11 protein-coding genes and 2 pseudogenes are annotated in these 23441 nt (G+C 68.8%); 2 read left to right on the top strand and 11 right to left on the bottom strand.

Annotated elements, in window-relative coordinates; genetic code table 11:
- Positions 1 to 25: 25 nt before the first annotated feature.
- The 3 genes and pseudogenes from ACX9TP_RS22915 to ACX9TP_RS22905 all read right to left on the bottom strand — a co-directional run.
- A complete protein-coding gene (locus ACX9TP_RS22915; protein ID WP_482982159.1) occupies positions 26 to 556 on the bottom strand; it encodes an IS630 family transposase in 531 nt (176 codons plus the stop codon).
- Positions 553 to 771, bottom strand: coding sequence for a winged helix-turn-helix domain-containing protein (locus ACX9TP_RS22910; RefSeq protein ID WP_482982373.1), 219 nt, complete (start codon positions 769 to 771; stop codon positions 553 to 555). Before ACX9TP_RS22910 ends, ACX9TP_RS22915 begins: the two co-directional genes overlap by 4 nt.
- A gap of 96 nt (positions 772 to 867) precedes the next feature.
- A pseudogene (locus ACX9TP_RS22905) lies at positions 868 to 966 on the bottom strand (hypothetical protein); the annotation flags it as partial.
- 282 nt (positions 967 to 1248) lie between these two features.
- Between ACX9TP_RS22905 and ACX9TP_RS22900 the strand changes: the two are divergent.
- On the top strand, positions 1249 to 2289 hold the full coding sequence (locus ACX9TP_RS22900; RefSeq protein WP_482978523.1) for an IS630 family transposase: 1041 nt from the start codon (positions 1249 to 1251) through the stop codon (positions 2287 to 2289).
- Between the two features lie 27 nt (positions 2290 to 2316).
- On the opposite strand, the gene ACX9TP_RS22895 is transcribed toward ACX9TP_RS22900, so the two are convergent.
- The 5 genes from ACX9TP_RS22895 to ACX9TP_RS22875 all read right to left on the bottom strand — a co-directional run bounded on the left by ACX9TP_RS22895 (position 2317) and on the right by ACX9TP_RS22875 (position 14033).
- The gene (locus ACX9TP_RS22895) at positions 2317 to 4788 is read right to left on the bottom strand and encodes a helicase-related protein (RefSeq protein ID WP_482981860.1); all 2472 of its coding nucleotides are present in this window, start codon (positions 4786 to 4788) and stop codon (positions 2317 to 2319) included.
- A gap of 132 nt (positions 4789 to 4920) precedes the next feature.
- Positions 4921 to 7218: a hypothetical protein gene (locus tag ACX9TP_RS22890; RefSeq protein ID WP_482981859.1), complete on the bottom strand. Its 2298-nt coding sequence runs from the start codon at positions 7216 to 7218 to the stop codon at positions 4921 to 4923.
- Positions 7219 to 7340: 122 nt separating this feature from the next.
- Positions 7341 to 8330, bottom strand: coding sequence for a fatty acid desaturase family protein (locus tag ACX9TP_RS22885; protein WP_482981858.1), 990 nt, complete (start codon positions 8328 to 8330; stop codon positions 7341 to 7343).
- Positions 8331 to 8488: 158 nt separating this feature from the next.
- Complete coding sequence (gene hflX / locus ACX9TP_RS22880) at positions 8489 to 9913, bottom strand: GTPase HflX (RefSeq protein WP_482981857.1); 1425 nt, start codon at positions 9911 to 9913, stop codon at positions 8489 to 8491.
- 475 nt (positions 9914 to 10388) lie between these two features.
- Entirely contained in the window at positions 10389 to 14033 is a 3645-nt protein-coding gene (locus ACX9TP_RS22875) for a Kelch repeat-containing protein (protein ID WP_482981856.1), read from the bottom strand.
- Positions 14034 to 15704: 1671 nt separating this feature from the next.
- Here ACX9TP_RS22875 and ACX9TP_RS22870 point away from each other — a divergent pair.
- Positions 15705 to 16148, top strand: coding sequence for a hypothetical protein (locus ACX9TP_RS22870; protein WP_482982379.1), 444 nt, complete (start codon positions 15705 to 15707; stop codon positions 16146 to 16148).
- A 779-nt stretch (positions 16149 to 16927) separates the two neighbouring features.
- Here the strand turns inward: ACX9TP_RS22870 and ACX9TP_RS22865 are convergent.
- The 3 genes and pseudogenes from ACX9TP_RS22865 to ACX9TP_RS22855 all read right to left on the bottom strand — a co-directional run.
- Positions 16928 to 17809, bottom strand: a pseudogene (locus tag ACX9TP_RS22865) (Kelch repeat-containing protein); the annotation flags it as partial.
- Between the two features lie 337 nt (positions 17810 to 18146).
- On the bottom strand, positions 18147 to 21191 hold the full coding sequence (locus tag ACX9TP_RS22860) for a Kelch repeat-containing protein (RefSeq protein WP_482981855.1): 3045 nt from the start codon (positions 21189 to 21191) through the stop codon (positions 18147 to 18149).
- Between the two features lie 761 nt (positions 21192 to 21952).
- A complete protein-coding gene (locus tag ACX9TP_RS22855; protein WP_482981854.1) occupies positions 21953 to 23092 on the bottom strand; it encodes an acyltransferase family protein in 1140 nt (379 codons plus the stop codon).
- Positions 23093 to 23441 lie beyond the last annotated feature (349 nt).

Raw genomic sequence — 23441 nt, 5'->3', positions numbered from 1 at the left:
CGCCACTGCATCCCTAGCACGGTGATCACGGCGGTTGAGGCGGGTAGCCGCAGTAGGCGAACCAGGCGGCCGCGTCCTGCGGCCGCACGGTGGAGAGCGCCTCGCGCATGGCCTCGATGAGGGCGGCGTGGGTTCGCGCGCCGATGGCCCGCAGGCGCGTCTTCACCTTCAGCCAGCACGACTCGATGGGGTTGAGGTCGGGGCTGTAAGGCGGCAGGAAGAGGAGATGGGCCTTGCGGCTGCGAACGAGCGACTCGACTGCGGGACGGTGATGGGCGCTGAGGTTGTCCAAGACAACGACGTCGCCGGGCTTGAGGACGGGAAGTAGCCCCTCTCGGACGTAGGTCTCGAAGCGTTCGCTATTGGTGGCGCCCTCGAAGGTCAGCACGGGCCCCATCCCCTGGAGCGTCAGGTCCCCAATCATCGTGAGGACCTGCCGACGGCCCATCGGTACGTAGCCGCGTGTTCGCTGCCCTCGTTGAGCACGCCCATAGCGGCGAGTCATGGTGAGGGTGGCGGCGGTCTCATCGATGAAGTGGAGCTGCGAAGGCTTCAGCTCGGAGGCTTTATCCAGGTACCGCCGTCGCGCCTGGCGACTCTTCGCCAGCCGCCGCTCGGAGGCGAGGAGCGACTTTTTTTACGCGTGTAGCCCAGGCGCCGGAAGGCACGTCCCATGGTAGGGCGGCTCACCCGTACGCCTGTCGCCTTGGCGTAGGCATCCGCAATCTCCTGGGTGGTGCTGTCGGGGCTGGCATCCAGCAGCCGCTTCACCTTGGCGAGTTGCGAATCCGGGATTCGATAGTGGGGCCGCGGGCCAGGACGCAGCGGAGCGATGGAGTGGGTGCGCTTCCAGCGGCCGACGAGCCGATCAACCGTCGCGACCCCTACCCGAAACCGCTTGGCAAGTTCTTCCCACGTTTCTTCGTGCGCCAGGTACGCCTCGAGAATGCGTTGTCTCAAGTCCATCGACAGTGGAGTGCCCATAGTCCCAATTTGTGGGCTCCGCAGCGCACTGCCTTGCTCCTGTGCCACGGGACGGACCGATTCAGGGCTGCGCTACTTGCTTCGCACGATCAGCCTCCACGAGCACCGTTGTAAACCAACGTTCGCGATCGTCGATCGCGGTTGGAGAGCGAGCAGGCGCGGAGCGGACGGGAAGAGGCGGCAGGGGCACTTCCCGTTCGGCTCTGTGTGCGCAGAAAACCTGAGAGCGAGAAGGCCCTGCCCAAGGGCAAGGGTAGGTTCTGGTTGAAGCGTCGGCAGCGCCAGGCGCTGCTACGCTGGGGCGAGCTGAGCGGCTGCCCGCTCACCCTGCGGCGGTGCATGGCGGTGGCCGCCGTGGCGCGCGGCGAGTCGTGCAGCGCTGCGGCTCACTTCCTGGGGTGCGCCACCTCCACCGTTGTGTGCGCCGTGCGTCGCTACCGGGAAGGCGGGCGCGAAGCCCTCCGGGACAGGCGAAAGGGCAACGGCCAGCCCAAGGTCGATGACCGATTCCGCGAGAAGCTCTCGCGCGTGCTGGTGGGCACGCCCGAGGACTGGGGTTGGTGCCGGCCCACCTGGACGCGGGAGTTGCTGAGCCTGGAGCTGGAGCGCCGAGGCATGCCGCGCGTGTCCGTGGCGACCATGGGCCGGGCTCTGGCCTCACTCGGCGCGCGGCTCAAGGCAGCCAAACCCATCGTCCAGTGCCCCTGGCCGGGGTGGAAGCGCCGCCGCCGGCTCTACGAGTTGAAGTGCCTGGAGAGGTACACCCCGCCCGAGGAGCCGGTGCTCTACGTGGACGAGGTGGACATCCACCTCAATCCCAAGGTGGGACGCGACTGGTGCCTGCCCGGTCAGCGCCGGGTGGTGGTGACGCCCGGCAACAACCAGAAGCGCTATCTGGCCGGAGCTCTGAATGCGAGGACGGGGAAGCTGACCTGGATAGAGGGCAAGTCCAAGGCCAGTGACCTCTTCATCCAGCTTCTCTGGCGCCTGGCGGGCGAGTACCGACGGGCTCGTCGCATCCACCTCATCCTCGACAACGCCTCGGTCCACAGCAGCAAGAAGACGCTCAAGGCGCTCGCGCAGCTGGGCGGGCGCATCGTGCTCCACTTCCTGCCGCCGTACTGCCCGGAGGGCAACCGCATCGAGAGGGTGTGGCTGGACCTGCACGCCAACGTCACCCGCAATCACCGCTGCCGCACCCTGGCCCGCCTCATGGAGCGGGTGCAGGCCTACCTCTCCGGACGCAACGCCCAGCGCTCTGCCAGTCCAAGCCTGCGCCGAGGGGACCTCAGGCGCACCGCCTGAGGTCGTGCGAACATCGCGATCGGCCGTTTAGAGGCGCCTTCCGGCCCCTTCAATCGGGCCTCGACCCTCCCCCTCCCCGGCCTCGCTCCTCCGGGACTGCGGGTGCGAGCCGGCGTGAGGCGTCTGCCCATTGGCGCCAGTCTTGTCACGCCCCGGCGCCTGCGGCTTCCCGCTCCGCCGCCGTCGCCTTCGCTTCGTCGGAGCGCCCCCGGACGGTCCTCCCAGCTCTCGCAGCACCCGCGTGCGGATGCCACTCTCCAGCCCCAATTCCTGCATCAGCGCATGCACCTGTCGGGCCCCGTGCGGGTGGCGCAGCGCCTCACTGAGCCGCTCGACGATGTCGATGCGCAACGCCACGGGACCGAACACCGCATAGCCAAAGGCCCGCGCATCCCGGCCGCCCAGCTCGGCGACCGGGAGCACCGGCGCTCCCGGCGCGCCCCTGGGCGGAGGGCTCTGCTGGAACAGCGCCATCAGCATGCAGCGCCGCTCCAGCGCATGCGGTGCGAGCGCCTCTTCGACGTAGAGGAAGCGCTGTCCCTCGCGGACGCCCAGCGTCCTCAGGTGCTCGCGTGCCGCGTCGTCTAAGAGCCGCCACTGCTCGCGCGCCTCGCCCTGGGAAATCACCCCCAGCCCCTCGGCCAGGCGGTAGGCAACGCCCCGCATGGCCGCGGAGCGCCCCGCTCCGGTGAGCGCCTCGGCGGGAAAGCCTCCCATCGCTTCGGTGACGAGGTCCCTCGCCAGCGCCACCAGGCGTCGCTCGAGCCGCTGCCTCGCGCCCCCCGTCCACACTTCCGGCTCCGCCAGCGCGAGCTGCGGGGTGCGCCGATCCCGCCCGCGCACCAGGCGGCCCAGCGGCTGCCCTTCGAACGAGATGCTCCCTGACGCGTCCACCTGGAAGGCGTCGTGCGTCGCGTCGACCACCCGCTGGACGAACTGCTCCTCCGTCAGCGCGGCGCCGTCCGCGTCCGGCATCTCCCCGAGCAGCTGCCCCAGCCTGGCGAAAGGACTGTCCGACCCGGGCGGCGGGTGGGCGCCGGCTCTCACGAAGCGGCGCGCGCTCCTCCGTGCGGCCCGCTGCACGAAGCGCTCCACGAGCCGCTCATGCAGGGCGTCACCCAGCGCGTCCTCGATGTGGCGCGTGCGCTCCTGCCACTGCTCGGCGTCGTGCAGCCAGCTCGAACGATGGCTGATGTAGGTCCAGATGCGGATGGCGGCCAGCCGGTCCATCAGCGTGTGGATGTCCCCGGAGACATCGTCGAGCGGGGAGACCTGTCTGGCCAGCCAGTCCTGCTCCAGCTTCCCGTCGCCCTCGGTGAGCTGGAGGAAGGTCTCTCGCAGCAGCGTCACGTGCTGGCCGAAGAGCCCCTTGCGGAAGTCCGGAATCTGGCAGACCTGCCACAGCAGCTCGACGCGGGCCTTGTCCGTGGCGATCTCGCGAATCGCTGGCACGTGCGAGAGGTCCTTGAGCGCGTCGAAGTCGTCCGCGCGCTCCACCCGCACGAAGGCGCTGTGCTGGGGAGCCCTCGACAGCGAGTCCAGCAGGGCCTCCGGGCTCGAGAAGTCGAGCGCGGCGTTGCGCCAGATGAGACTGCGCACCGCGGGGAAGCGGTGGGATTCAATGGCGGAGACGATGCGCGGATTCAGCTCGGGCAGCGTGTTCAGGGTGCCGAAGCTGCCGTCATTCAGGTGGCGCCCCGCGCGGCCGGCAATCTGCGCCATCTCGTCCGGGAAGAGGTCTCGCTGCTCGGCGCCGTCGAACTTGGAGAGCCCCGCGAAGGCCACGTGGTTGAGGTCGAGATTCAGTCCCATCCCGATGGCGTCCGTGGCCACGAGGTACTGGACCTCCCCCGACTGGTACATCGCCACCTGGGCATTGCGCGTCCTCGGAGAGAGCGCACCCAACACCACGGCGACGCCACCCCGGAGGCGGCGCAGCGCCTCGGCGAGCTCGTAGACGCGGTCCGCGGAGAACGCGACCACGGCCGAGCGCGGAGGCAGGCTCTTCAGGGAGCGGCGCCCGGCGTAGCGAAGCTGCGACAGGCGGGTGGCGCGCTTCACCGAGGCGTGGGGGATGAGCCCCTGCACCATCGGCCGCATCGTGTCCGCGCCGAGGAACCAGGTCTCCCGGCGCCCCCGCGCATGGAGCAACCGGTCCGTGAAGACGTGCCCGCGCTCGCGGTGGGCCGCGAGCTGGATTTCATCCACGGCGAGGAAGTCGACCTGCTTGTCGGTCGGCATCGCCTCGACGGTGCAGATCCAATAGTCGGGGCGCGGCGGCAGGCGCTTCTCCTCGCCCGTCATCAGCGCCACCCGGCCTTCGCCCACCCGAGCGGTCACCCGGTCGTAGACCTCACGAGCGAGCAGGCGCAGCGGCAGGCCCATCATGCCCGAGTCGTGCTCGAGCATGCGCTCGATGGCGCGATGCGTCTTCCCTGTATTCGTGGGCCCCAGCTCCGCCACGACGACAGACGACCGGCTGGATGGGCTGGAATGCATTGGCGAAGTCTAACCGCAGCGACGCGCCTCCGCCCCGGGAGCTGACCCCGGGAAACGTCGAGCACGCCGACCCGGCTCCCGACCGGGCCGGCCCCGACGGAGGCCCCTTGCGTCCTCCGTGCAGTCGACGGGCTACAGGGGGCGGCCGGGCAGGATGCAGCGCCCGACGTCCCAGTAACGCTTGCGCAGGGGGTTGTTCATCGGGAGCTGCCCCAGCCCGTTTTCATCGAGGTGATAGGCGCCCGGCGCCGGCGACTCCTTCCAGTAGGAGGCCCCCCAGAAGTAGGAGAACAGTCCCACGTAGCGCGGGTTGTTCGCGGCCATGGCGTAGAGGTTGTTGAGGAGCGAGCGCCGCGCCAGCGAGACCTGGGCGCGCTCCGTCGCATTCGTGGCGGGAATCGTGTTGGAAGCCGGAATCGCGAAGAGCCGCTGCTCGTTCTGCAGCGGCGACGGGGGCTGGAGCTTCGCCTGCATCGCGTCCGACAGCTTGTAGCCGTCGATGGTCTCCACGCAGGCGGCGACCTGCGCCGAATGGCGGAGGCAGGCCGCCTCATCTTCCCCCTCGATGCAGTGGTACGCATCCCAATCCGACCACGTGGTGCAGCTGCTCTTCACCCGCAGGCCCGCCGCCCGGAAGCCGCTGGGGTCGGCCTGGTAGAAGTAGGTCCCCAGGTAGTCCACCTCCTTGGGAATCCGCACCTGCGCCGCGCAGCTCTTGCAGAGCAGGTTCGGGCGGATGTACCGGAGGTCCCCGGAGAAGATCTCCGGCGTCTCCGCCAGGACGATCTTCGTGTTGGGGAAGTCGGCGCGCACCTGCTGCAGCAGGCAGGACAGGCGCTGATTGGTCAGCTCCAGGTCCGCGAGCACCATGTCGGGCGTGACGGGAGACGTCGCCATCGGACCGTTCTCGGCCTTGTAGTACGTGTGGAGCTGCCGCCAGTGCATCTCCTCGAAGTACAGCCCGCCAATGTCATTGACGTAGGGCTGGAGCCGGTTGGCGAGCGCGGTCCACTTCGGCAGCCACTCGGCCTTCTCGGCCGCGCTGCAGCCGGTGATGAGCCTGCCATGGGCGTCCTCCAGCTCCCCGCCCCAGAGGAAGACCAGGCCCTTCATGTCCGCGGCATGCAGCGCCGGGAACACCGTCTCCGGAGCCCGGGCATCCGTCGAGGGGAACATGTACACGGGGGTCAGGTTCGTGTGGTCCTTCAGCTCCGCGAGGTTCAACGCCGGAGTCTCGGGCATGTTGTAGTAGTTGTAGTAACCGTATTGCGTCAGGTGGGGCGTGGTGTAGCAGCCGGCGAGCCCGTACTGGAGCAGCGCGAGCTGGCCGTTGACGTCGCGGGCCTGGACCAGCACGTTCCCCATGGCGAGGAACGTGCCGTCGTAGGGCGCGAACATGTCCACGCCCCCCTTCAACGTGTACTGCGACTCATTCGGCTCGCGCACGTGGGAGAACACGCCCAGGCGCCCATTGGCATTCCACAGCTGCACGAGCGTGGAGCCCACCACCAGGTGCCGGGGCCCGAAGCCCGTGCCCACGTCGGGCTGCGCGGGCTGCGCGGCGAAGCCCTGCGGCGCGAGCGGGGCATACCGGACCATCGCCAGCCGCCCGTTGTTGTTCCTCAGCTGCAGCACGTCCTGTCCGATGACGTGGAACTCCCCTCCCCACGGCCGCTCCAGGTCCACGTCCCCCCAGACCTCGTCCAGGCCCTGCCCGTCCGAGCGCAGGCGGTACTGGATGGCGCCCACGGTTCCGTTGTTGTTCCAGAACTGCAGGAGGCTGTCGCCGGACGCGACGTACTCGAGGCCATAACCCTCCGCGTGCGTCTGGTTGGCCCGCCACACGAAGCCGCTGCCATCCGTGTCCAGGGCGTAGTGGATGGTGGCCGTCTGCCCGTTGTTGTTCCACAGCTGGATGAGGTTGTTGCCCAGGGCGAAGAACCGGGGGGAGTAGCCCTCCCCGATGTCCACGGTGGCCCACACCTCGTCGAAGCCGATGCCGTTGGCGCGCAGCCGGTACTGCATCATCCCCAGCCGGCCGTTGTTGTCCCAGAACTGGAGGATGCTGTCGCCCAGGACGAGGAGGTTGGTGCCGTAGCCCTCTCCGTGCGTCCCTTCCCAGACGAGCTGCAGCCCGGCGCCCGAGGCGGGAGCGCGGAACTGGCGCATCGCGAGGCTGCCGGCGTTGTTCCAGACTTCCACGAGGTTGCCCTGGACGTGGAAGAACTGGCCGCCGCGCCAGAGGCCCAGGCGCTCACGGCCCCACAGCTCGTCCACGCCGAGGAAGGGCGGGTCCACCAGTCCCGCCGAGGACGTGGCGGGCGTGGGCCCCTCCGTCCTGGAGGTGTCCGGCTCGTTCGAGGTGGGTGAGCAGGCCACGAGGGCAAGCAGGGGTGTGAGGAGCAGCAGTGCGACACGGGGGATTCGCATCACGGTCATTCTCCAGCGGGAGGGGTCGGCCACGGCCCTTCCCCTCGCTGCAGGGAAGGCAGAGACCATACGCACCCGGCTGGCGATTCCGGTCGCCACATCCTGGCGGCGACTCCCGGGCCCTACGCCTCGCTGTAGCGGACCATCCGTCCCCGCTCCGGGTCCCACAGGTTCTGCCGCAGGCACGCGAGCACGTCCGTCACGTTCAGCGTCGTGACGCGCGGGTGCTGCAGCTCCGGGATGGCGGCCATGGCCTCCGGCAGCCGGTAGAACGGGATGCGCGGGTTGAGGTGGTGGACGTGGTGGTAGCCGATGTTGCCGGTGAACCATGCCATGACAGGCCCGCAGCGCAGGTAGCTCGACGCCTCGAGCGCCGCACCCGCGTGCGTCCACTGCTCCTCGTGGCGGATGTCCACGTCGGGAAAGTTGTGCTGTGAATAGAAGAGATAGACGCCCAGGGCGTACGCGACGACGAGCGGGCCGAGGAAGGCCGTGAGGTAGACGCCCGGACCGAACAGCTGCCACACCGCCACCGACAGCGCGGCGTGCACCAGCACCGCGAGCCCCGAGGACGCATACCGGCGCGGGTTCTTCAGGAATGGCACCAGGCACTGGAGCAGCAGGAACGCGGTGACGTAGCCGGTGGCGAACGTCAGCGGATGCCGCTCGACGACATACGCGAGCCGCTGCCAGCGCGAGGCCTTCTTCCACGTGTCCGTGGTCCACGTGGTGAACGTGCCCGCTGCGGAAACGGCGAGGCGCGCGGTGTTGGCGTGGTGGTGGTTGTGCGTGTCGGCCCAGAGGCGCGGGGGCGTGAGCGTGAGGATGCCCTGCACGTGGAAGATCCACCGCGTCACGCGCGAGCCGGGCAGCAGCGCGCCGTGCATGAAGTCATGGAAGAGGATGAACGCGCGGATGAGGACGAGCGCCTCCAGGAACGTGCCCACGATTCGCAGCGGCCACCACGGCGCGGCCGCGGCGAGGGCGACCGCCGCTACCAGCGCGCCATAGGTGGCGGCGATGTTCCACCCCGCCCTCGCGGTGTCCTGGACGGCGAAGGGGCGTGTCCGGGCAAGGAGCTCCTTGTCGGCAATCTGGGGTGTCCTGTCCATGGGATGACGGGCTCCGAGGGGTGCGGGTGCGGCGAGTCACGACGCAACACCTCGGGCTTGTCCCATGCCCATGTCATGGGTCCGTCAGCCGGAAGGACGCCCCCGCCTGCCCGCCGAGCCGCAGTGCGTCGGGGCGCTCGGCCGCGCGGCGGCTCGCGTCAGGCCTGGAACGCCTGGGTGAGCCGGGCAATCGCGCCGGGAAGGCCACGCACCCGGAGCCTGCTGCCGCTCTCGTCGTACTCCTGGGAGAGCACCGTGGTGTGCTCGTACACCTCGCCGATGCGCCCCTGGTTCGCGTACGGAATCACCAGGTCGGCCTCCACCATGGACGCCTCGAAGAACTGGAGGATGCTCCGCCGCAGCGACGCCACGTCGTCCGGCCGGTGCGCCGACAGCTGGATGGCGTCCGGGTGCCGGGCCCGCAGCTCCTCGCGCGCCGCGTCATCCAGCCGGTCCACCTTGTTCAGGAGCAGCCGGCTGGGAACGGCATCCGCGCCAATCTCGCGGAGCACGCTCCGGGTGACTTCGAGCTGCGCGTCCCACGTCGGGTCGGACGCATCCACCACGTAGAGCAGCAGCGACGCCTCCAGCGCCTCGTCCAGGGTGGAGCGGAAGGAGGCGACGAGGTCGTGTGGCAGCTTCTGGATGAAGCCCACCGTGTCGGAGACGAGCACGCGCGGCCGCGTCTCCGGGTGCAGCGCGCGCACCGTGGTGTCGAGCGTGGCGAAGAGCTGGTCGGCCACCAGCACCTCGCTGCCGGTGAGGGCGCGCATCAGCGAGGACTTGCCCGCGTTGGTGTAGCCGACCAGGGCCACCCGGAGCTGGTCCCTCCGGGCATACCGGCGGTGGTCCTGTTCCCTTTCGATGGCGGCGAGCCCCTCGCGCAGCTCCGCGAGCCGGTCTCGAATCTTGCGCCGGTCGAGCTCCACGGCGGAGTCACCGGCGCCACGGCCCTGCTGGCGCTCGCTGCCCCCCGAGGACTCGCGCAGCCGGGGCGCGAGGTAGTTGAGCCGGGCAATCTCCACCTGCATGCGCGCCTCGTGGCTCCGCGCGTGCCGGTGGAAGATGTCCACGATGACGCCGGTGCGGTCCATCACCAGCGCGCCGGTGGCCTTCTCGAGGTTGCGGAGCTGGCTCGGGGAGAGCTCGTGGTCCACGACGACCACCGTGGGACGCGGCCCGGCGGCGGCGGCTTCGACGTCGGTGGGCTCCTCCGTCGGCTCGGCCTCTTCCTCCTCGGCGTCACCCGCTTCCGCGCCGGACGCCTCCGCGTCGGGAGCGGTCTCCTCCTCCTCGGCCTCCCACTTCGCGCGGGCCTTGGAGGTCTGGTTGCGGGCTCCGGACGTAATCACGCCAGGTCCACCGGTGAGCGCGGCCAGCTCCTTGAGCTTTCCCGTGCCGAGCACCGTCCCGGAGGCCAGGGCCGAGCGGCGCTGGGACACGGTCGCCACGGTGTCGTACCCCAGCGTGTGCACCAGCCGACGGAGCTCCGCGAGGTCGGCGGCGTGCTCCGTGTCCGAGACGCTGGGGAACTGGACGCCGACGAGGACGGCACGAGGGCGTGCGGGGAGGTTCTTGGACATGCGGACGCTCGTAACACGTCGAGGTCCGCAGCGGACGGTCCGAGTTGAGGCGCGCCTCAATCCAGGGTGAACGGCCAGGGGAGCACTCAAGCTGGCGGCCGCTGCCCGCCCGTCGGACACGGCGCGTCGACCCGTGCCTCCAGCACCTGGGGTTGCTGCACTCCTGCCCACTGGCACAGGCCTGGACGCAGGCGTCGGTGAGGCCACACACAGGAGGCGCTCACCGCGGTGCGACCGCCACCGCGGTGACGGACATACTCACGCCCCTGTCCTCACGTCATGTGGCCCGTGTTTCCGTGGACATCCCGGCCCTGCTCCATCACAGCTCGGGCGTCCACGGAAACAGAGGAGACTCACTTCGCTACTGCGTCGCTCTGAGCCGGCTCAGACTTCTGCCTGAACCGGTGACCGGCAACCCACATCGAAGTCGACTTGCACCATGCCTGCATATTGGCTGGTGTGCGGCAGTCGTCGGCTACAAAAAGCCGTCACAGATGCCATCTGCACACCAGTGGGCGGCGTAATCCCTGCAATTGTTTCCGCAATAGCCGCAATTGAAAAAGTCTGTTTGCAGGTTCGTACACGTCCCATCGCACCGGGTGAGACCGGGATCGCAGGCGACCTGTTCACAGGCTCCCGCCAGGCAGGCGTAGCCGCTCTGGCAGGTCTGGACGAAGGTGTCGGTGGAGCCACAGGAGCCGCCGCTGCAGCCGGTTCCGGTGATCCTGCGGACGTCGTTGCCACTGCAGTAGGTACTGCTCGCGGTGGAGCACGTCTGGACGGGTTGCGAGGTGGATGAGCAGGAACCGCCGCTGCAGCCATTATTGACGTTCTGGTAGACGGTATTGCCGCTGCAGTAGGTGCTGCCGGCGCCGGTCGGACACGTCTGGACGTAGGAGTCGGTGGAGCCACAGGAGCCGCCACTGCAGCCGGTGCCGGTGATCCTCCGGACGTCGTTGCCGCTGCAGTAGTTGCTGCTGGCGGTGGAGCACGCCTGGACGAAGGAGTCGGAGGTGCCACAGTTGCCGCCGCTGCAGCCGGTTCCGGTGGTCTTCCGGACGTTGTTGCCGCTGCAGTAGGTGCTGCTCGCGGTAGAGCATGGCTGGACGAACTCCTGGAAGGACGAGCAGGCACCACCGCTGCAGCCAGAGTTGACGGTCTGGTACACGTTGTTGCCGCTGCAGAAGGGGCTGCTGGTGCCCGTCTGGCAGGTCCGGACGAAGGAGTCAGTGGAGCCACAGGCGCCGCCGCTGCAGCCGGTGCCGGTGCTCCTGCGGACGTCGTTGCCACTGCAGTAATCGCTGCTGGAGGTGGAGCATGACTGGACGAAGGTGTCGGTGGAGCCACAGGAGCCGCCGCTGCAGCCGGTACCCGTGCTCCTGCGAACGTTGTTGCCGCTGCAGTAGGTACTGCTCGAGGTGTCGCACGTCTCGATGAGTTGCGGGGTGGACGTGCAGGCGCCGTTGACGCAGCCGCCGTAGACAGTCTGATAGGCGCCGCCGCCGCTGCAGTAGGGCCCGCTGGTGCCAGTCTGGCACGTCTGGACCAGGGCGTCGGTGGAACCACAAACGCCGCCGCTGCAGGTGCCGGTGCCGGTGGTCCTCCGCACGTCATTGCCGCTGCAGTAGTTACTGCTCGCGGTGGAGCAGCTCAGGGCGGTGCCGCCGCACGTGCCCGCGCCATTGCAGGCGTCACCCGTGGTGCAGGCGTTGCCGTCATCGCAGCTTGCCCCCGAGGACTTCGGCGCGTAGTTGCACGTCCCGTTGGAGCAGGTGCCCGCGGCCTGGTAGCACTGGCTGGGCGGGCTGTTGCAGCTCAGCGCTGCGCCGCCGCACGTGCCCGCGCCGTTGCAGGTGTCACCCGTGGTGCAGGCGTTGCCGTCATCGCAGCTCGCCCCCGAGGACTTCGGCGCGTAGCTGCAGGTCCCGCTGGAGCAGGTGCCCGCGGCCTGGTAGCACTGGCTGGGCGGGCTGTTGCAGCTCAGCGCTGCGCCGCCGCACGTACCCGCGCCATTGCAGGTGTCACCCGTGGTGCAGGCGTTGCCGTCATCGCAGCTTGCCCCCGAGGACTTCGGCGCATAGCTGCAGGTCCCGTTGGAGCAGGTGCCCGCGGCCTGGTAGCACTGGCTGGGCGGGCTGTTACAGCTCAGCGCCGCGCCGCCGCACGTGCCCGCGCCGTTGCAGGTGTCACCCGTGGTGCAGGCGTTGCCGTCATCGCAGCTCGCCCCCGAGGGCTTCGGCGCGTAGCTGCAAGTCCCATGGGAGCAGGTGCCCGCGGCCTGGTAGCACTGGCTGGGCGGACTGTTGCAGCTCAACGCTGCGCCGCCGCACGTGCCCGCGCCGTTGCACACGTCTCCCGTCGTGCAGGCACTGCCGTCATCGCAGACGGTGCCAGCGCCCTTGAAGGGGTAGGTGCAGGCCCCGTTGGCGTACGTTCCCGGGGAGTCGTGGCAGGCGCTCGGTGGCGTCGTGCAGGCCGGGACTCCCGCGCACACGCCCGTCCCGCTGCACACGTCGTTGATGGTGCCGGCATTGCCATCATTGCAGGCGGTGCCCGCGGGCTGCGGCGCATAGGAGCACGCCCCCTCGCTGCACGTCCCCGCCGCCTGGTAGCACTGCCCGGGCGGGCTGGTGCAGCTCAGCGGCGTCCCCGCGCACCCGCCGGCCCCGTTGCACGTCTCTCCCACCGTGCACGCATCCCCGTCATCACACCCGGCACCCGCCTCCTTGTACGCGTAGGTGCAGTTGCCGTCGCTGCACGCGCCCGCCGCCTCGTAGCACTGCCCGGGAGGGTTGCTGCAGCTGGTGGCACTGCCCGCGCAAACGCCCGCGCCGTCGCACGCGTCGGCCCCGGTGCACGCATTCCCGTCATCGCACGCCACGCCGGAAGCCTTCGGCGCGTAGCTGCAGGCCCCATTGCTGCACGTCCCGGCCGCCTCGTAGCAGGAGCCGGGCGCGCTGTTGCAGCTCACCCCGGCGCACGCGTCATACGCGTACACCTCCGCCGTCTTCAGGCTCGCACCGCTGGTGCCGATGCCTCCCACCACCAGCACCTTTCCCTCCAGCGCCACCGCCACGTGCACGTACCGGGCGCCGGCCATGGGCGTCGCCGTGCTCCACTGCCCGGTGCCCGAGTCGTACACCTCCGCGCTGCCCAGCGCGTTTGTCGCCGCACTCCCATACATCCCTCCGGCCACCAGCACCTTCCCCGTGCTCAGCCGCGTCGCCGTGTGCAGCTCCCTGGCGGTGCCCAGCGTGCCCGCCGCGCTCCACAGCCCCGTGCTCGGGTCATACTCCTCCGCGGTCGCCACCAGCCCGGCGCTGTTGCGGCCGCCCACCACCAGCACCTTGCCCGAGGGCAGCAGCGTCGCTGTGTGGTTGTGGCGTGCGGTGGCCAGGCTTCCCGTCGTCGTCCAGGTATTGCTCGACGGCGTGTACACCTCCGCCGTCGCCAGGCTGGTGTTGGACCTCCCACCCACCACCAGCACCTGGCCCGAGGGCAGCAATGTCGCCGTATGGTTGCGTCGCGCCATGCCCAGGCTCGCGCCCACGCTCCAGGCGCCGGAAGCCGGGTCATACACATCCACCTTGTTCTGCGGACCCGAGCCGTTTCCACCGCCCGCCACCAGCACCTGGCCCGAGGGCAGCAGCGTCGCCGTCAAGGAGTCGCGCGCCACTGCGGAGGCGAAGCTGCCCGCCGAGGCCCACGTATTGGTGGCCGGGTCATAGACGGCCGTGGACGCCAGGCGGCCGGTGGCATTCTCACCGCCCGCCACCAGCACCTTGCCCGAAGACAGCCGCGTCGCGGTGAGCACCTGCCGGGCCTCAGGCATGGGGGCCGCGGCCGTCCAGGTGCCCGTCGCAGGGTCAAAGATGGTCGCGGAGGACAAGTAGCCGCTGGAGTTGTAGCCGCCCAGCACCAGCACCTTGCCCGAAGTCAGCGCCACGCCCGCGTGGTACTTGCGCGCCTCCGCCATGGCGCTCGTGGCCTCCCACCCCACCGTCACCAGGGGCGCAGCCTGGCTGGCCACCGTCTTCTCCTCCGGCGGCTTGCTGCTACAGCCCACGACCACACAGACCAATCCCAACAGCAGGGCCCTGTGGGCCCGCATTGCGCGCATGACATCTCCAGTGAATGGATGAACGGAGGCTGTCGCTGCGGCCTCCTTGGTTTGCTTCAGTCAACCAAGATGCCCTATCCGACGTGGAAAACACAATCTTCTGGTCGTTCAACCGGCTGGCTCGGGGGCCTACGTCAAGCACCCTCATTGCCTTGGGACAGTCACCTGTGGGGCGCATCGACGCGAACTGGGGTGCCGAGTGACTCATTGATGGACTTCTAGCGACTCGTGCTGACAACTCGCGTCCAGCCGTGCGGCTACGTGACCGAGGAACTGCTCCCTGTCCTCATTTCAAGCGCGTATGGGACTCCACCAGAGTCCGCATGGGACGCCGAGTCGTCCTCTCAGTCGGGCTACATCCCATACACGGGCACCGACCGGGCACCGCCGGACGGGCCCATCCGGGCGGGCTCGAACGTGGACGCGGCGCAGGCCCCGCCGGGGCACAGCCTGTTTCTCATCACGCTTGGAGAGACAGGCTGGCCCGGCGTCTTCCTCTTCGCCCTCGTCTGGCTGCGCTGGTTCAAGATGGGGGCGAGCGTCTTCTTCTATCGCTCGCCCTCGGTCCGCTCACGCTGTGACAGCCACCGCGGTGACGGACATGCTCACGCCCCTGTCCTCACGTCATGATGGAGGGCGAGGACCTACAAGCAATTGGTCGGCGAAGCACAGCAATTTCCCCCCATACAGACGTTGTACTTGGGGCCCGTACAAGCATTCCCACAAGCGCCACAGTTGTCGTTGTCCTCTAGAGTCGTGCACGTGCCATTGGGGCACAGCGTCCAACCAGGCATCGCGGAGACTGAACAGTCCTGCGTCTCCGTGGTCGTGGACGCCACGCACGCCCCGCTTGCGCAGCTGTAGCTGTAACTCGTCACCGTCCTTTGTTGTATCCCCTGCCCGCAGGGGGTGGCGCGGATGCACGTGCCCCACGGCCCGTAGCTTGTCGCCGTGCACTGCTGTGGACCGGGAGGCGTCCGCGTACACGCCTGCGTCTCCGAGCTGCTGGATGTTGACGTACACTGTCCTGTCGCGCAGTTATAGGTGTAGTGCGTCACCTGGCGAGACTGCGTGCCCGACGCGTCACATGCATCGCTGAACCCACCACAGGCGCTCCAGCTCCCATAGCTCGAGGGGCACGATTGGGGACCGGGCGGCACCCGGCTGCACGACTGCGTCTCCGTGCTGGTGCTCGACGCGTCGCACGTTCCACCTCCGCACTCGTAATCTGTCACCGTCCTCGACTGCGACCCCGACGCGTCGCAGTAGTCACTGAAGCCTCCGCAGCTTCCCCAGCCTCCGGAGCTCGTACCGCAATAATCTCCGTCCGTGCCGCGCGTGCACGTCTGCGACTCCGTGCCGGTGGAGGCTCCGCATGTCCCGTTGGAGCAGGTGTACGAGGTAACAGAGCGTGACTGCCTCCCTGTTTGGTCACAGGTGCTGCTGTAGCCACTGCAGCTTCCCCAACCTCCGTAGGTGGGGGTGCCGCAACTGTTACCGTCCGTGGCGCGCGTGCAGGACTGCGTCTCCGTGCTGGTGGACGCCACGCACTGCCCGGTGGCGCAGCTGTAGCTGAAGCTCGTCACCGTCCTCGACTGCGTCCCCGTGGTCGAGCAGACATTGCCGGCACTGCACGCGCTCCATGCCCCGTAGCTCGGCGCCGCGCAGCTCGTGTCGGGCGCCGTCCGCGTGCACGCCTGCGTCTCCGTGCTGGTGCTCGACGCGCTGCACGTCCCCGCGCCACACGTGGAGGCCGTTACCGTCCTCGACTGCGTCCCCGTCGTGTCGCAGAAGTCACTGAAGCCTCCGCAGCTTCCCCAGGCCCCAGGGCTCGTACCGCACGCGGTGCCAGCCGTGCTGCGCGTGCAGGCCTGCGTCTCACTCGAGTCCGAGCCCGCACACGTCGCGCTGCTGGTGCAGGCATACGCCGTCACCGTGCGCGACTGGCTGCCCGTCTCGTCGCACGTGTCACCAAATCCACCGCAACTCCCCCAGGTTCCGGCCGCGGGAGCAGCGCACGTGGTTCCCACGGCCTTGTTGCTCCAGCCGCTCGTCGACACGCCCGGGTTGCACTCCTGGCAGGCGACGCTCGGGTGGGTGGCACCCGCCGCGTAGTACGCTCCTGCAATCCAGCACCCGCTCAGGCACTGCCCCGTCGTGTTGCACACCTGGCCCGCGCCACATGCCGTCCCAGCCGCCTTCACCGGGTACGTGCAGGCCCCGTTGACGTACGTACCCGGGGAGTCATGGCAGGCGCTCGGCGGCGTCGTGCACGCCGGTGCTCCCGCGCACACGCCCGTCCCGCTGCACACGTCGTTGATGGTACCCGCATTGCCATCATTACAGGCGGTGCCCGCGGGCTGCGGCGCATAGGAGCACGCCCCCGCGCTGCACGTCCCCGCCGCCTGGTAGCACTGCCCGGGCGGGCTGGTGCAGCTCAGCGGCGTCCCCGCGCACCCACCGGCCCCGTTGCACGTCTCTCCCACCGTGCACGCATCCCCGTCATCACACCCGGCGCCCGCCTCCTTGTACGCGTAGGTGCAGTTGCCGTCGCTGCACGCGCCCGCCGCCTCGTAGCACTGCCCGGGCGGGCTGGTGCAGCTGGTGGCACTGCCCGCGCAAACGCCCGCGCCATCGCATGCGTCCGCCCCGGTGCACGCATTCCCGTCATCGCACGTCACGCCCACGGCCTTCGGCGCGTAGCTGCAGGCCCCATTGCTGCACGTCCCGGCCGCCTCGTAGCACGGGCCGGGCGCGTTGTTGCAGCTCACCCCGGCGCACGCGTCATACGCATACACCTCCGCCGTCTTCAGGCTCGCACCGCTGGTGCCGATGCCTCCCACCACCAGCACCTTTCCCTCCAGCGCTACCGCCACGTGCACGTACCGGGCGCCCGCCATGGGCGTCACCGTGCTCCACTGTCCGGTGCCCGAGTCGTACACCTCCGCGCTGCCCAGCGCGTTTGTCGCCGCACTCCCATACATGCCTCCGGCCACCAGCACCTTCCCCGTGCTCAGCCGCGTCGCCGTGTGCAGCTCCCGCGCGGTGCCCAACGTGCCCGCCGCGCTCCACAGCCCCGTGCTCGGGTCATACTCCTCCGCCGTCGCCACCAGCCCGGCGCTGTTGCGGCCGCCCACCACCAGCACCTTGCCCGAGGGCAGCAGCGTTGCCGTGTGGTTGTGGCGCGCGGTGGCCAGGCTTCCCGTCGTCGTCCAGGTATTGGTCGACGGCGTGTACACCTCCGCCGTCGCCAGGCTGGTGCTCGCCCTGCCGCCCACCACCAGCACCTGGCCCGAAGGCAACAGCGTCGCCGTATGGTCCCGTCGCGCCATTCCCAGGCTCGCGCCCACGCTCCAGGCGCCAGAAGCTGGGTCATACACATCCACCTTGTTCTGCGGACCCGAGCCGTTTCCACCGCCCGCCACCAGCACCTGGCCCGAGGGCAGCAGCGTCGCCGTCAAGGAGTCGCGCGCCACTCCGGAGGCGAAGCTGCCCGCCGAGGCCCACGTGTTGGTAGCCGGGTCAAAGACGGCCGTGGACGCCAGGCGGCCAGGCTGCCCCTCACCGCCCGCGACCAGCACCTTGCCTGAAGACAGCCGCGTCGCGGTGAGCACCTGTCGGGCTTCCGGCATGGGGGCCGCCGCCGTCCAGGTGCCCGTCGCAGGGTCAAAGATGGTCGCGGAGGACAAGTAGCCGCTGGAGTTGTAGCCGCCCAGCACCAGCACCTTGCCCGAAGTCAGCGCCACGCCCGCGTGGTACTTGCGCGCCTCCGCCATGGCGCCCGTGGACGCCCACCCCACCGTCACCAGGGGCGCAGCCTGGCTGGCCACCGTCGTCTCCTCCGGCGGCTTGCTGCTACAGCCCACGGCCACACAGACCAATCCCAACAGCAGGGCCCTGTGGGCCCGCATTGTGCGCATGACATCTCCATTGAATGGATGAATGAACGGAGGCTGCCGCTACGCCCCTCCGTGCTCGACGTGAAAAACACAACGAAGTCCCACCGCGATCCAACAGGGCGGCCCATGACACGCGTCGCGCCATTCCCAGGCTTGCGCCCACGCTTCAGGTGGCTGAGTCCGAGTCATACAGCAGCTGTTCCAGCTCCCCGTGCTAGGGGGCGGGGCAGGTGGGAGGCCCAGGCGGTGTGTACGGGCAGTACTCCCTGTAGGATTCGAGGAAGTCCCCAAGCATGTGACAATCTCCTCCCCCGCACTCGAGCTCAACCACACCGCACGGTTTCCATCCCCCCTCGGAACATTGGTCCACGGGGAAGCAATCCAAACCACTGCAGCCCCTGTAGGTGCCGCAGACAATGCCGTCCGTGTCGCGTGAGCAGCTCTCCGTCCAGGAGCCTCCGCCCGACTCCTGGCAAGCTCCGTTGGAACATGAGTAAGACGTCCAGGAGCATGACTGCGTGCCCGTTTCACCACAGGTGCCATCGAAGCCACCGCACGAGCCGCAACCTTCGTCATAGCCGCAATCCTGGCCGTCCGTGTAGAGCTGGCAGTTCTGCGTTTGACTCGAGCTGGAGCTGGCACATGTCCCACCGCTGGTGCATGCATATGTCGTGACCGTGCGCGACTGGCGCCCCGATTCATCACACATATAATCGCCATTACACCCCCCCCAATTGCCGTAGGAGGTGGGGCTGCAGGTGGTGCCAACAGGCTTGCTGCTCCATTGAGACACCGAGAGGCTGGGATTGCACTCCTGGCATGCTGTGGTGGGATTGGTGGCTCCCGCCGAATAGTACACACCTGCAATCCAGCATGCGCTCTGGCATTGGCCCGCCGTATTACACAGCTGGCCCGAGCCGCACGAGGTGCCAGTCGCCACCGGCGGGTGGCTACAGGTCCCCGTCGCATTGCATACGTCCTGGGTGCAGGCGTTGCTGTCGCTCGTACACCCCGTGCCCGAGGCCTTGAAGGCGTTCGCGGGACAGCTCGCTCCCGTCCCGGTGCAGAGCTCCGCCACATCGCACGGTCCACTTGCGGCCCGGCACTCCGTCGTGGCCGGCTTGAAGCTCCAGTTGCTCGTCGAAACGCTCGGGTTGCACTGCTGGCAATCCCCGCTCGGGTTGGTTGCTCCGGCCGCGTAGTACGCCCCTTCAATCCAGCACCCGTTCAGACACTGGCCCGCGCTGTTGCACACCAACCCCGCGCCGCACGAGGTGCCAGAGGGCACCAGTGGGTGAGTGCACGCTCCGGCTCCATTGCACACGTCCTGGGTGCAGGCGTCGCTGTCACTGGCACATGCGACGCCCGAGGGCTGGGGCGTATAGTTGCAAGTGCCATTGCTGCACACGCCGGCCGAGCCGTAGCAGGAGGTTGGAGGGCTGTTGCACACCACCGGCGCCCCTCCACATGCTCCCGTACCGTTGCACACGTCCCCCGTCGTGCAGGCACTGCCGTCATCGCAGACGGTGCCAGCGCCCTTGAAGGGGTAGGTGCAGGCCCCGTTGGCGTACGTTCCCGGGGAGTCGTGGCAGGCGCTCGGTGGCGTCGTGCAGGCCGGGACTCCCGCGCACACGCCCGTCCCGCTGCACACGTCGTTGATGGTGCCGGCATTGCCATCATTGCAGGCGGTGCCCGCGGGCTGCGGCGCATAGGAGCACGCCCCCTCGCTGCACGTCCCCGCCGCCTGGTAGCACTGCCCGGGCGGGCTGGTGCAGCTCAGCGGCGTCCCCGCGCACCCGCCGGCCCCGTTGCACGTCTCTCCCACCGTGCACGCATCCCCGTCATCACACCCGGCACCCGCCGCCTTGTACGCGTAGGTGCAGTTGCCGTCGCTGCACGCGCCCGCCGCCTCGTAGCACTGCCCGGGAGGGTTGCTGCAGCTGGTGGCACTGCCCGCGCAAACGCCCGCGCCGTCGCACGCGTCGGCCCCGGTGCACGCATTCCCGTCATCGCACGCCACGCCGGAAGCCTTCGGCGCGTAGCTGCAGGCCCCATTGCTGCACGTCCCGGCCGCCTCGTAGCAGGAGCCGGGCGCGCTGTTGCAGCTCACCCCGGCGCACGCGTCATACGCGTACACCTCCGCCGTCTTCAGGCTCGCACCGCTGGTGCCGATGCCTCCCACCACCAGCACCTTTCCCTCCAGCGCCACCGCCACGTGCACGTACCGGGCGCCGGCCATGGGCGTCGCCGTGCTCCACTGCCCGGTGCCCGAGTCGTACACCTCCGCGCTGCCCAGCGCGTTTGTCGCCGCACTCCCATACATCCCTCCGGCCACCAGCACCTTCCCCGTGCTCAGCCGCGTCGCCGTGTGCAGCTCCCGCGCGGTGCCCAGCGTGCCCGCCGCGCTCCACAGCCCCGTGCTCGGGTCATACTCCTCCGCGGTCGCCACCAGCCCGGCGCTGTTGCGGCCGCCCACCACCAGCACCTTGCCCGAGGGCAGCAGCGTCGCTGTGTGGTTGTGGCGTGCGGTGGCCAGGCTTCCCGTCGTCGTCCAGGTATTGCTCGACGGCGTGTACACCTCCGCCGTCGCCAGGCTGGTGTTGGACCTCCCACCCACCACCAGCACCTGGCCCGAGGGCAGCAATGTCGCCGTATGGTTGCGTCGCGCCATGCCCAGGCTCGCGCCCACGCTCCAGGCGCCGGAAGCCGGGTCATACACATCCACCTTGTTCTGCGGACCCGAGCCGTTTCCACCGCCCGCCACCAGCACCTGGCCCGAAGGCAGCAGCGTCGCCGTCAAGGAGTCGCGCGCCACTGCGGAGGCGAAGCTGCCCGCCGAGGCCCATGTGTTGGTGGCCGGGTCATAGACGGCCGTGGACGCCAGGCGGCCGGCGGCATTCTCACCGCCCGCGACCAGCACCTTGCCTGAAGACAGCCGCGTCGCGGTGAGTACCTGCCGGGCTTCCGGCATGGGGGCCGCCGCCGTCCAGGTGCCCGTCGCAGGGTCAAAGATGGTCGCGGAGGACAAGTAGCCGCTGGAGTTGTAGCCGCCCAGCACCAGCACCTTGCCCGAAGTCAGCGCCACGCCCGCGTGGTACTTGCGCGCCTCCGCCATGGCGCTCGTGGCCTCCCATCCCACCGCCACCAGGGGCGCAGCCTGGCTGGCCACCGTCGTCTCCTCCGGCGGCTTGCTGCTACAGCCCACGGCCACACAGACCAATCCCAACAGCAGGGCCCTGCTTCCCCTCATCGCGCGCATGACATCCTCATGAATGGATGAACGGAGGCTGTCGCTACGCCCCTCCGTGCTCGACGTGAAAAACACAATCATCTTGCTCTGCAGCCAGCTCATTCGAGTGCCTGCGTCGAGCACGCTCGCGGCCTACAACCTTCCGTCGCTGCACGCCCCCGCCGCCTCATGGCACTGCCCGGGGTGGGCTGCCGCAGTGGGTGCCAACTCCCACGCGGGAGGCGCCGCGTTCGAGCCCGCCGCCTCCACGGAGAACAGCCGAGGCTTGACCCACCGCATTCTCGCGGCTGTTCCAGCGTAAGAGCTCGCCGTGCCCGTCGTGACGGGCGCTGCCTGACGTGAGACTTCCCGGCGCCAGACAGGGAGGCCGTCATGGAGAAGCATGAAGGGAGTCTCCACCCGCGCAGCCACCTGGCACCGCGAGGGCCGCGACCGCAAGAATGGGACGGGAAACCATTGGGCACGACATGCCGCTCCCTTGATGGGGTTAAAGGGAGGAGCCGACGAGGCTGAAAATGATGCAGGAAATCTGCTGGTCGCCGGGCACACGCCAAGCAAGGTCGTACTTGCGGGCCTGTCGCGAGCCCCCTGTTGGCGTCGCGGTCCTATCGCCCCTCACGGCTCGGGAGGCTCTGTACAAGAGATGGGTCGGAGCAGCCCCAGTGGCCCCAGGGCCACGCGCAATCACCGAGGTGGCCGTTACCGAGTAGCTGACGCGAGCAGTTCGAGTCTCAGGCTGACAAGGCGTCAAAAGTGCAATCCGGTCGCGACTATCTCGGTCCTGACGGGTGAGGCTCCCCTGGACAAGAAGCCCCGAGCGTGTCTGGAGGAACACCGGGCATGCCGATGCTCCAACGGAAGGCGCGATTTCGCTCGAGGACGAGGTAGAGGCCCAAGGGCCCCATCAGTCCTACGAGCGAGCCCAGCGCCAGGTGCAGCGCGAGCGGCGCTTCTGGCAGCACCTTCCCCAAAGCCAGCCTCAGCCCGGACACGAAGTAGATGTGGAAGAGGTAGAGGGGCATGCTGATCGAGCCCAGGTAGACGACCCGGCTCGCCAACCCCTTCCGCCCGGCGCCCGACCTCCGAGCCACACCCAGGAGGAAGACGGCCAGGGTGAACTGCATGCAGAAGCCCAGCGGCCCATTGATCAGACGCAGATCAAGAAGCTCCTCATCCAGACCTGAGGCGTAGAGCGAAACCAGTAGCCCCAGGAGCCCTGCTGGCAGCAGTCCCTGGAGTGCCAGCGGCAGCCGGGACAGCCGATGGTGCGCCAGCGCCAGCCAGGGTGACAGGCTCATTCCCAGGCCGAAGAGGCAGTTCCAGAAAAGGATGAAGCGGAGGTACCTCATCCCAGCCATGGGAGAGCTCCAGGCCTCGACGGCGCCATACAGCACCACGGACAACCCCAGGTATCCGAGCCCCTCCCATCTGCCCAGGGCCGGCGCGAGGCGCCTGTACGCCCATGCCAGGCATGTACAGCCCACCAGCGCGTGAACGAACCAGAAGATGGCGTACGGAGGGAACCAGGCAGCAGGGAACTGGCCCAGCAGCGCCAGCCAGCCTCCGAGAGTCTGCGGTCTCGCCCGGGAGAGTTCCTGGACATAGAGGAAGACGGGGGCCCACACCAACATGGGGACGACGAGCCTGTGCAGCTTCCTGTGTACAAACTCCCGGAAGGAGGTGTCCGGCCCCCCGAAGAGCGACACCGCCGCTCCCGAGTTGATGAGCATCACCGCCATGTTGAAGCTGTGGATGACCCCTGCGGCGAACCGTAGATCCTCGCGCTCCGGAGTGAACAGCTTGCGCACTCCATGGAAGGCCTCCACGCCAATCACATGAACGAGCACCACGAGCAGCAGGCTGACGCCGCGGACAAAGAACAGCTCCTCGGAGAGCGCCCTGCGAATCATCGGGTCTCGCATTCGCCTGTGCCCATGTGCTTCCTGCTGCCCGCGTCTTCCGAAGGAGCGGTCAGATTGTCCATGTGGACCCGCGGCCCATCCAGGTCCGCCACGAGCGGCACCCGCGGGCTCGGGGCCCCGGTTTCCGTGGGTACGTCAAAGAGAGCGAGCATGGCGGTACGGAGTCCTCGGCGGGGCCAGCCTCTGTATGCAGGTATCGTGCTCCACGCTCCCCGGTCTCACCGCCGCTTTCCTGTCTCTGCTGTCTCATCCCGGGACGTCAGGCTGTCTCTGAAACGGAAAAGCAGAAGTCGAGCGCCTGGACACCACTTCCGCTGGCTGGAACGGCACTTGCTTT

This window comes from Pyxidicoccus sp. M15, assembly GCF_056858435.1.
The sequence above is the reverse complement of the archived record's forward strand: the minus strand, read 5'-3'. Positions and strand labels throughout refer to the sequence as shown.